Origin of the sequence: Thermogemmatispora sp., assembly GCF_019683635.1 — a bacterium.
Lineage (GTDB): Bacteria > Chloroflexota > Ktedonobacteria > Ktedonobacterales > Ktedonobacteraceae > Thermogemmatispora.
In genome coordinates, this window is record NZ_JADGIA010000183.1 from 1 (window position 1) to 10897 (window position 10897).

A 10897-nucleotide genomic window follows, 5' to 3' on the forward strand; every position below is an offset into this window, starting at 1 on the left:
GTCCAGAACCGCCAATCGCTCTACCGAGCGTGCGCTAGTTGTCCTGACCTTTCTACATTTTCTACCGTTCGCCCTGTCATTTTACTTTTTACGATATTTTCTACATAATTTCCAGGGAAGATCTCCAGAAATTTTTCTGTCTAGCAGAGCTGTTCTGAATGCTCCATAGATCAGCTCACCACACACGTGATCCTGGCCCAGACGAGGACAGAACCTTAGCGGCTCAGCTACCCACTATCTACCAGGATAGAATGGCAGACGAGCCAACGCTCTTGCCCGTTGCGCTGCATGGCCTGAAGGTCCTGTGGCAGTCTCAATTGCTGACTTTTGGACAGCAGCCTCTCTCATGTGGTACGATGAAGGTGAGAGTGGCCTCCGCTGCGCGGTCCTCCCACGGTGACCGACGCGGCGGACAGACTCATCCGCGGTTCTTGTACCTTTTGATGAGATTTTTACTAAAAGGAGCGAATGAGTAGTAGTACAGTCTTAACTAATACGATCTATCTTGTACGTCACGGAGAGAATCCAGCCAATCTGACCAAGGAATTTTCCTATCGCCTCGTCGATTATCCCCTGAACGCCAAAGGTCTGCTTCAAGCCCGGCAGACCGCCGATTTTTTTCGAGGCCAGCCCATCGACGCGATCTACGCCTCACCGCTGAGGCGCGCGCGCCAGACCGCCGAGATCATTGCCGAGGCCTTGGCCCTGCCCGTAACCCTGGTAGAAGAATTCCGCGAGATCAACGTCGGCGATCTTGAGCGCCACCCCCCAACTGTCGAGCACTGGAAGCTCCACGACCAGATCATTGCCGATTGGTATAGTGGCAACTATCTGACGCGCTTTCCCGAGGGGGAGAACTTCCTGGAGCTACTGCAGCGCATCCGTCAGGGCTTGCGCCAGGTTATTGCCGGCCAAAGTGGACGCCGCATCATTATCGCCGGGCACGGCGGCATCTTCACGGTGCTGGTCAAGTCCCTCTGCTATAATGCGGATCGCGCGCCGATCTACCACGGGGCGATGGATAACTGTGCGATCACGGAAATTGAGCTGCACGCCTTTGAGGAGGTGCTCGTCGGCAATCTGCGCCTCTGGGCCAGCACCGCTCACCTCTCCGGCCAGGCCGCCGAGCTGGTACCCGGACAGCTCCAGTACGCCGAGAAACCTTTCGTATCGCCCGTCGCCGACGGCCTTTCCGCCGCCCCTTGACAGAGTCTTACCCGGTCATCTATACTCTTAGCTAGATACTAAGGCGACAACAACGACACACCATCAGCGACGAGCAGGAAGAGTATACGGCTGCACTGCGCGCCAGAGAGTCGGGAACGGTGGAAACCGATGCTGCAGCGGTCGTAGAATGGGCCTGTGAGCTGGAGCGCGAACCTCTCCAACGCTGAGCAAACAGAGAAAAGAGAGTAGTAGCTGGCTCCCGGAGCGTCCCCCGTTATCGAGGACAGGGTATCAGAGCGTACCCGGCAAATGAGGGACCTTGTCTGCCGCGGGCCGGCCTCCCTGTACACGACAGGTTGTCCACCGGCAAGGCGACAACGGCGACCGCTTGCGCGCTCTCCAGACTCCTGGAGAGAGGCCCATACATGGCGGAAGCCAGGGTCCGAAAAAGGGTGGCACCACGAAAGCTTCACGCTTCTCGTCCCTGCGACGAGAAGCGTTTTTTATTGATTCGCTCCCGTTTCACTCAGCACGCTCTGAGCCAGGTCACGGGCCTCTTTCCTGCCTCTGTAAGACACCACAGGGGCGGGCAGTTGTGCTAGTCAGGAGATGTTGCGGGCCCCAGGCCCCGCTGGAGGTCTTTCCTATGACGACGATTGGCCACGATCAACAGCTACAGACGAGTAGCAGTAGCGCACCGCCGCTGAAGAAGCGCACGTTCTCCGGTATCCAACCAAGCGGCGATATCCATCTGGGCAACTACCTGGGGGCGATCCGCAATTGGGTGCGCACACAGACAGAATACGATAATATTTACTGCATTGTCGATCTCCACGCGATTACGTTGCCGATCGATCCACAGGAGCTGCGCCAGAATATTCGCAGGCTGGCCGCCATTTATCTGGCCTGTGGCCTCGACACGCGCTACTGCAAGCTTTTTGTGCAGTCGCACGTGCGCCAGCACGCCGAGGCAAGCTGGATTCTGGGCTGCTTCACGCCGATGGGATGGCTGAATCGCATGACCCAGTTCAAGGCCAAGGCCGGCGAGAATCAGGAGACGGTCGGGGCGGGTATCTATATGTACCCGGTCCTGATGGCCTGCGATATTCTGCTCTATCAGACGCATCTGGTGCCTGTCGGCGAGGACCAGCGCCAGCATCTGGAGCTAACGCGCGATCTGGCTCAGCGTTTCAACCATCTCTACAAGCAAGAGGTGTTTACGATCCCGGAGCCGCTCATCCGTGAGGTTGGGGCGCGCATTATGTCGCTCACCGATCCAACCCAGAAGATGAGCAAGACCAACCCTAACCCCAACTCGCGGATTAACCTGCTCGATGATCCCAAGACGATTAAGCAGAAGATCGCCCGGGCGACGACGGATTCGCTGCGCTTGATCCGCTTCGATCCCGAACGGCCTGGGATCAATAATCTGCTGACGATTTACGAGGCGCTGACGGAGCGATCGCGCGAGGAGATCGAGGCCGAGTTTGAGGGCAAAGGCTATGGCGAGCTGAAGGCGCGCCTGACAGAGGTTGTGGTGGCTACGCTGGAGCCGATTCAGCGCCGCTACCAGGAGTATATGCGTGATCCGGCAGAGCTGGAGGCGATCCTGCGCGCAGGGGCCGACGCGGTACGTCCGATTGCCGAGGCAACTTTGCAGCGCATGAAGGATGTGATCGGCCTCGGCTAGCCCCGGCTCAGGTTCCAGGCCAAGATTGGAAGCGCCGCCGAGGCGTGCCGAGGAAGAAAGAGAAGAAGAGGCTGTCTATGTTTTCGCCATCTCTGGATGAAGTGCGTTCCTTGCGCCAGGAGCTGGAGGCCGAGGGGCAGACAGCCAGCGGGAGGATTCCGCTGGTCCCCCTCTATCGCGATGTGCTGGCCGATACCGAGACGCCGGTTTCGGCTTACTGCAAGACGGCTCGCGGCCCCTATACGTTTTTGCTGGAGAGCGTGGAGGGCGGCGAGCGTATCGCTCGCTACTCGTTCATCGGTATCGATCCCTACCTGGTCCTGATTCAGGATGAGCATGAGGCGACGCTGCGCTATCTGAGCTATGAGGATGGGACGCAGCGCTGCCACTCGCTGGTCCGTCTGCCGTCCTATGATCCGCTGCATCTGATCGAGCAGCAGCTGGGACGCTACCGCCTGCTGAGGCCGCGGCAAGGAGGTGATGACGCCCTGCCGCGCTTCTATGGCGGCGCCGTGGGCTACCTGGCTTATGAGGTAGCTTCCCGCTTCGAGCGGCTACCGGTGCCCGCCGCCGATGAGCTGGGCCTGCCGCTGGCCATTTTCAGCTTTACAGAGACGGTGCTGGCCTTCGATCATTTGAAGCATCGCCTGCGCGTGATTACTCACCTCCACCTGGATGCCCCCGACCTGGAGGCCGAGTATCGCCGCTGCCAGCAGACGATCGAGGGGGTGGTCGCTCGCCTGCAGGAGGAGCTACGCCTGCCCACTGAGCCGGAGCCGGTCTATACAGGGACCCCAACGGTGACCTCTAGCTTTACGCGCGAGGAGTATGAGGCGATGGTGCGTCGCGCCAAGGAGTATATCGCGGCGGGCGATATTTTCCAGGTGGTACCTTCCCAGCGCCTGCGCCGCCCGGTTAATGCGGCACCCTTCACGGTCTACCGCGCGCTGCGGACCATCAACCCCTCTCCCTATATGTTCTACCTCGATCTGGAGGATTTTGTGGTGCTCGGCGCCTCTCCTGAGCTGCTGGTGCGCGTCGACGAGGGCGAGGTGACGATCCATCCGATTGCCGGGACACGCCCCCGCGGTAGCGATCCTGAGAGCGATCGCCGGCTAGAGGAGGAGCTGCGCCACGATCCCAAGGAGCGGGCTGAGCATGTGATGCTGGTGGATCTGGGTCGCAATGATGTGGGCCGGGTTAGCCTGCCAGGCAGCGTCTCGGTAAGCCAGTTTATGGAGATCGAGCGCTATTCCCATGTGATGCATCTGGTCTCTAATGTGGTCGGACGGCTGCGCCCCGAGCTGACGCCGTTCGATGCGCTGCGCGCTGGCTTTCCTGCCGGGACGGTGACCGGGGCGCCAAAGATTCGGGCAATGGAGATTATCAGTGAATTGGAGGGGATGCGCCGCGGAGTCTACGCCGGCGCCGTCGGCTACTTCAGCCACTCGGGCAATCTGGACACGGCTATCGCCCTGCGCACAATGGTTATGAAGAACGGACATGCGTATATCCAGGCAGGTGGTGGCGTGGTGGCGGACTCCGATCCAGCCGCCGAGTACCAGGAGAGCATGAATAAAGCCCGCGCGCTTCTGCGCGCTGTGGAGATGGCTGAGGAGATGGCCCGCGCGCAGCGCCCTCGCTATGCTCACACCTGATCTGGCGTGCCGCCTGCCGGGCCGGCGATTCCTTGACCTGCGCTCGCTGTCCCTGCCTGCCAGTCTTTCTCAGGAAGAGAGGCGCTAGCAATGATCTTACTGATCGATAACTACGATAGCTTTACCTACAATCTTTATCAGTATCTGTCTGAGCTGGGGGCTGAGGTCCTGGTTCGGCGCAATGATCAGATTACGCTGGATGAGATCGCGCAGCTGCAGCCGGAGCGTATCGTGATCTCGCCCGGACCCTGTACGCCCAATGAGGCCGGTTTGTCCTGCGAGATCATTGCAACGTTCGGGCCACAGATGCCGATTCTGGGCGTCTGCCTGGGCCATCAGGCTATCGGCCAGGTCTACGGTGGCCGCGTCATTCGCGCGCCAGAGCCGGTGCACGGGAAGACGAGCCTGATCTATCATCGCGGCCAGGGCTGCCTCCGTGATCTTCCTAACCCCTTTGAAGCCAATCGCTATCATAGCCTCATCGTTGAGCGTGCCTCTCTCCCGGCTGAGCTGGAGATTACCGCCGAGACGGCGGATGGCTTGATTATGGGTCTGCGCCACCGTCGCTATCCTGTCGAAGGGGTGCAGTTCCATCCTGAGTCGATCATGACCCCGGTGGGAAAGGATCTGCTGCGCAACTTTCTCACTCGTTAAGCTCAGATAATCTCAGGATCTCAGGAAAGGCGCTCAGGCGTTCCGACAGCGGCAGCGGACGAGTCGGGGCGTCTGGGCAGAGCTGCTGAGCTATGCGCTCAGTCAGGTAGAAGACCAGCGATATGACAGGCTGGTTAGCACAGAAAAGAGGTGCTCCCGATGATTCGCGAAGCCATCGCGCAAGTTGTTGCCGGCGCCACGCTCAGCGAGGAGGAAGCGGCGGCGGTGATGGAGGAGATTATGTCGGGCGTGGCAACCCCCTCCCAGATGGGAGCTTTCTTGACCGCTCTACGTATGCGTCCCGGAGGCGAGGCGCCCCAGGAGATCGCCGGCCTGGCTCGTGTGATGCGTGAGAAGGCACTGCGCGTCCATCTCCGCGAGGAGGTGGCCGCCCGCGCGCTGGATACCTGCGGTACAGGCGGCGACGGGGCCGGCACTTTCAATTTTTCGACGGCGGCAGGCATCCTGGCCGCCGCCGCCGGGGCCCACGTGGCGAAGCATGGCAACCGCTCGGCGACGAGCCGCTGCGGCAGCGCCGATGTGCTGGAGGCGCTGGGTGTGCGCATCGATTTGGGGCCGGAGGCCGTGGCGCGCAGCGTTCAGGAGACGGGCTTCGGCTTTATGTTCGCGCAGACCTATCACCCGGCCATGAAGCATGTCGGTCCGACGCGCCGCGAGATCGGTATTCGTACGGTCTTCAATATTCTTGGCCCACTGACGAATCCGGCTGGTACCCGCTACCAGGTGCTGGGCGTGGCCGATGGCTCGCTGCTGCGCAAGATGGGAGAGGTCTTGCTCCTGCTCGGCTGCCGTCATGCCCTGATTATCCACGGCGAGGATGGGGTTGATGAGTGCTCGCTGGCAGCGCCGACGCGCGTCTGCGAGGTACGCGAGGGGGAGGAGCTGCGCGAGTACGTGATTACACCCGAGGAGGCCGGCCTGACGCGCTGCAGCGATCGCCGCCTCTTCCAGGGGGGCGATCCTCAAGAGAACGCGGAAATGCTGCGCCGCCTGCTCAGCGGCGAGATCGACGGTCCGCTGGCCGATATGCTCTATTTGAACACGGCGGCGGCTCTGCTGGCCAATGAGTGCGTCTCTTCGCTGGCAGAGGGGGTCCGGCTAGCTCGCAGCACGGTGCGCGAAGGCCGGGCCCGGCGCAAGCTGGAGGAGGTCGTGGACTGCTCACAGTCACTGGCCGCAAGCAGTGGCTTGTAAGGCGGCCCCAGTGGCGACGATCAGCCAGATAAGGGGAAGGCCGAGAGAGACGAGGAGATGAGCGATGTTTCTTGAGCAGATTCTGGCTCGCACGCGCCTCGACCTGGAGGAGCGTCAGCGTCTGCTACCTTTGGAGAGGCTCCAAGAGCGTGCTGCAGCTCAGCCGCCCGCTCGCGATTTCGCCGCCGCGCTGCAGCCGAATCCGGGCGACCACGGGCTGCGGCTGATTGCAGAGATTAAGCGCGCCTCGCCCTCGAAGGGGCCGCTGGCGCCCGACCTTGATCCGGTTGCCCTGGCCCGCACCTACGAGGCCGCTGGGGCGGCGGCGATCTCAGTCCTGACGGAGCCGCATTTCTTCCTGGGCGCCCCCGAGCACCTGACAGCAGTCAAGGAGGCGGTAAGCCTGCCTGTCCTGCGCAAAGATTTCATTGTGGATGAGTATCAGGTCTATGAGGCGCGCGCCTGGGGCGCCGATGCCCTGCTGCTGATCTGCGCCGCTTTGACCGCGCAGGAGCTGGAGCGGCTGCTGACACTCACGCGCCAGCTGGGGATGGAGGCCCTGGTCGAGGTCCATAGCCCAGCGGAGGCACGCATGGCCGTGACAGCAGGGGCACGCGTGATCGGGGTCAATAGCCGCGATCTGGTGACCTTCAGCATGAACCCGTTCTTGATCCGCGAGCTGCGCCGGCTGATTCCTGCCGATTGCATCGTGGTAGCCGAGAGCGGCATTCATACAGAGGCCGATGCGCGCCGGCTGCGCCGCTACGATGTACAGGCCATGCTGGTGGGCGAGTCGTTGGTCAAGGCTGGCGACGTACGCGGGCAGATCAAGCGCCTGCTGCACGGGGCCAATCACGGTATCCAGGTGAAGATCTGCGGCCTGCGCCGCCCGGAGGCCCTGCGAGCGGCTCTGGAGAGCGGCGCCGATCTGCTGGGCCTGATGTTCTATCCTCAGAGCAAGCGGTACCTGGCGCCATCGCAGGTCAGACAGCTGCTGAGCGAGGCCGGCTATCTGGCTTTGGCCGAGCAGGGCCAGGCGGTGCCCGACCTGGTCGGGGTCTTTGTGAATGAGGAAAGCCAGCGCATTAATGAGCTGGCGGAGGAGCTGGGCCTGCACTTTGTGCAGTTGCATGGGACCGAGTCACCGGAATTCTGCGCCAGCTTGCAGCGCCCGGTGATGAAGGCGCTGCCGGTGCGCGGTCCCAGGGCCCTGGAGGAGGCACACCGCTATGCCGCGGTCGCCTGGCGACTGCTGCTCGATACCCCCAGCGCGAGCTACGGGGGCAGCGGTCTGACCCACGACTGGGAGCTGGCGCGGACGATCGCCGCAGAGCTACCGGTCTTGCTGGCCGGCGGTCTGACCCCAGCCAACGTTGCTGAGGCTATCGCCACCGTTCGGCCCTGGGGCGTCGATGTGAGCAGCGGCGTCGAGAGCAACGGCGAGAAAGACCCCGGCAAGATCCGCGCCTTTATCGAGGCCGTGCGCCAGAGTAGCCAGCAGTTGCCAGCTCTAGAGGCCATCTGGCAGTGAAGAAAAAAATCATGCTCTCACTGCAGAGCAATCTCATGTTCTATCGGTTCACCTAACGAGGCAGAAAGAGATGCAGCAACATCTAGAACAGCAGAAGCGCGAGTCATCAGGGGCCGGGCAGTATGAGCACGGCGCCTATCCCGATGCTCGCGGACGCTTCGGTCCCTACGGGGGCAAATTCGTGCCAGAGAGCTTGATGCCCCTCCTGAGCGAGCTAGAGGAAGCTTATCGCCAGGCCCGCCTTGACCCGGCCTTTGAAGAGGAGCTACAGGAGCTACTGCGCTCGTTCGTGGGGCGCCCGACGCCGCTCTATTATGTGCCGCGCTTCTCGCAGTTGGTGGCCCCGGGCGTGCGCGTCTATCTGAAGCGCGAGGACCTGGCCCACACGGGAGCGCACAAAATCAATAATGCGCTGGGGCAGGGCCTGCTGGCAAAGCGCATGGGCAAGCGGCGCATCATCGCCGAGACGGGGGCCGGTCAGCATGGCGTGGCCACAGCCACGGTCTGCGCCATGCTGGGACTGGATTGCATCATCTACATGGGCGCCGAGGATATCGAGCGCCAGTCGCTCAATGTCTTCCGCATGCGCCTGCTCGGCGCCGAGGTCCGCTCGGTCGACAGTGGTAGCCGCACCCTCAAGGATGCCATCAACGAGGCTATCCGCGACTGGGTGACGAACGTCGAGACGACCTTTTATTTGATCGGCTCGGTCGTGGGGCCGCATCCCTATCCGCTGATGGTGCGCGACTTCCAGTCGATCATCGGGCGAGAGGCGCGTGAGCAGATTCTGCAGCTGGAAGGACGCCTTCCCGACCTGGTGATAGCCTGTGTCGGTGGCGGGAGCAATGCAATGGGGATCTTCTACCCCTTTGCCGATGCACCCGAGGTGCGCCTGCTCGGCGTAGAGGCGGGCGGCCAGGGCCTGGCTTCAGGTCAGCACGCCGCTACGCTGGTGGCGGGCCGCCCGGGCGTGCTCCACGGCGCCTTTAGCTACCTGCTCCAGAACGAGGATGGTCAGGTGCTGGGAACACACAGTATCTCCGCTGGCCTCGACTATCCAGGCGTCGGCCCCGAGCACAGCTATATGAAAGATACGGGGCGAGCCAGCTATGTCGCCGCCGATGATGCGCTGGCCCTGCGTGGCCTGCAAGCGCTGAGTCAGAGCGAGGGCATTATTCCTGCTCTGGAGCCAGCCCATGCCCTCGGCTACCTGCTGGAAATGGGTGCCCGGGGTGAGCTGGCGCCGGGCAGTCTGGTCATTGTCAATCTCTCGGGACGCGGCGATAAGGATATGCTGACAGTGGCCCGAGAGTTACAGGTCACGATCTCATAATTTTTCTTGTGTAGAGCAAAATGATGCAGCAACACAAGCAATCCAAGACCATCGAGCACCACGAGGCAGTGCCGGCGCAGCGCATTGGGCATGCTTTTGCCCAGGCCAGCCGCGAGGGACGCTGTGTGCTGATCCCTTACCTGATGTGCGGCTTCCCCTCTGTGGAGCAGAGTCTGGCGGCGATACTGGCGGCCATCGAGGGCGGGGCCGACCTGATCGAGCTGGGTCTGCCCTTCAGCGATCCCCTGGCCGATGGGGCAACTATCCAACACGCCAGCCATCAGGCGCTAGAGCACGGCATCAATATCACCGCCTGCCTGTCTATTGCGCGTCAGGTAGCGGCCCACAGCAGTGTCCCGCTGATCCTCATGGGCTATTACAACCCTGTGTTGGCCTATGGCGTGCAGCGCTTCTGCTGTGAGGCAGCTGCTGCGGGGGCCTGTGGGCTAATCATTCCTGATCTGCCACCAGAGGAGGCCGGGCCGCTCTTGGAGGCCGCTCACGAGCAGGGGCTGGCGCTGATTTTCCTCGTGCCGCCGACGACGCCGGACGAGCGCATCGCCTCCATCGTGCGCGTAGCCGCCCAGGAGCCGCGGGGTTTCATTTACTGCGTCTCCCTCAGCGGGGTGACCGGTGCGCGCGATAGGCTGCCGCCGCACCTGCAGAGCTTTATCGCCCGCGTGCGGAGACAGAGCGCCCCTTATGGCCTGCCCTTAGCGGTCGGTTTTGGCGTCTCGCGCCCGGAGCACGTGGCGGAAATCGCTCGCTATGCCGACGGGGCGGTCGTTGGCAGCGCCCTGGTGCATCTCCTGGAGCGCCATGCCGCCGATGGAGAAGCACAGAGGGCGGCGGTCCGCGACTATATTCGCAGCCTGCGTGCATGCACTGTTCGTCAGCCCTGACGACTGAGGGCGTCCGTCGCCCGCAGCGGAGCGCTTCACAGTGCTTGCGGCTACCCTTTACAATAGAAGGCGTGCCTGCTCGCCCCTCAGCGCAGAGCGCGAGAGTAGTAGCAGGTCGTCGCCATTCTTGCCACGAAAGGGTGATGGGCGTGTACTGTCGAGGCATCCGGGGCGCGACGACGGTCGAACGCAATGATCGTCGGGAGATTCTGGCCGCCACCGCCGAGCTGCTCCAATTAATGGTGGAGCTGAATCAGATCCAGAGTGAGGATGTCGCCAGCGTTATTTTCAGCGTGACCGATGATCTGGATGCCGCCTACCCGGCTCAGGCCGCACGTGAACTCGGTTGGACCGAGGTGGCTCTCCTGTGCGTGCGGGAGATTCCGGTGCCGGGCAGCCTGCGCAAGTGCATTCGCATCCTGCTGCATGTCAATACCGAGCGTAGTCCCGCAGAGCTGCGCCATGTTTATCTACGCGGTGCGGTGCAGCTGCGCCCAGAGTTCAGCGTCGAGCGCTCCTGAGCAGGCATCGTTAGCAGGGCAGCGCCAGCCAGGGCTGGGCTTCGCTGCTCTCTCTAGTGCCTGTTGTGCGCAGGCGAGGAGAGACAGCCGGCCCTATCTGTCCCGCGCGCTGGTTCGTTCGTCCTTCCCATTTCTGCCTTGCGCTCTTTCCTCACCGGTTTCGATCATGACGACGAAGGCGTCGCGATGGAGGAAGGGGATCGCTGCGTGGCCAGGGCAGTTCCTC

General features: G+C 62.3%; 9 protein-coding genes. All 9 read left to right on the forward strand.

The annotated features are described in order from the left end of the window. Positions 1-468 precede the first annotated feature (468 nt). Positions 469-1206 carry a histidine phosphatase family protein gene (locus IRZ31_RS16945; RefSeq protein ID WP_297155767.1) on the forward strand — a complete coding sequence of 246 codons (738 nt, stop codon included), beginning with the start codon at positions 469-471 and terminating at the stop codon, positions 1204-1206. Positions 1207-1813: 607 nt separating this feature from the next. Next, entirely contained in the window at positions 1814-2857 is a 1044-nt protein-coding gene (gene trpS, locus IRZ31_RS16950; protein WP_112433200.1) for a tryptophan--tRNA ligase, read from the forward strand. A 77-nt stretch (positions 2858-2934) separates the two neighbouring features. Then, the gene (trpE, locus tag IRZ31_RS16955) at positions 2935-4515 is read left to right on the forward strand and encodes an anthranilate synthase component I (protein ID WP_297155771.1); all 1581 of its coding nucleotides are present in this window, start codon (positions 2935-2937) and stop codon (positions 4513-4515) included. A gap of 90 nt (positions 4516-4605) precedes the next feature. Next, on the forward strand, positions 4606-5169 hold the full coding sequence (locus IRZ31_RS16960) for an aminodeoxychorismate/anthranilate synthase component II (protein WP_297155774.1): 564 nt from the start codon (positions 4606-4608) through the stop codon (positions 5167-5169). Between the two features lie 159 nt (positions 5170-5328). After that, positions 5329-6384, forward strand: a complete 1056-nt coding sequence (trpD, locus tag IRZ31_RS16965; RefSeq protein ID WP_112433194.1) for an anthranilate phosphoribosyltransferase — start codon at positions 5329-5331, stop codon at positions 6382-6384. A 64-nt stretch (positions 6385-6448) separates the two neighbouring features. Then, entirely contained in the window at positions 6449-7915 is a 1467-nt protein-coding gene (gene trpC, locus IRZ31_RS16970; RefSeq protein ID WP_297155778.1) for an indole-3-glycerol phosphate synthase TrpC, read from the forward strand. Positions 7916-7985: 70 nt separating this feature from the next. Beyond that, the gene (trpB, locus tag IRZ31_RS16975; protein ID WP_297155781.1) at positions 7986-9248 is read left to right on the forward strand and encodes a tryptophan synthase subunit beta; all 1263 of its coding nucleotides are present in this window, start codon (positions 7986-7988) and stop codon (positions 9246-9248) included. Positions 9249-9268: 20 nt separating this feature from the next. Further along, positions 9269-10150 carry a tryptophan synthase subunit alpha gene (gene trpA, locus IRZ31_RS16980; RefSeq protein ID WP_297155784.1) on the forward strand — a complete coding sequence of 294 codons (882 nt, stop codon included), beginning with the start codon at positions 9269-9271 and terminating at the stop codon, positions 10148-10150. 143 nt (positions 10151-10293) lie between these two features. Beyond that, the gene (gene aroH / locus IRZ31_RS16985; RefSeq protein ID WP_112433186.1) at positions 10294-10671 is read left to right on the forward strand and encodes a chorismate mutase; all 378 of its coding nucleotides are present in this window, start codon (positions 10294-10296) and stop codon (positions 10669-10671) included. The last annotated feature ends 226 nt before the right edge of the window (positions 10672-10897 follow it).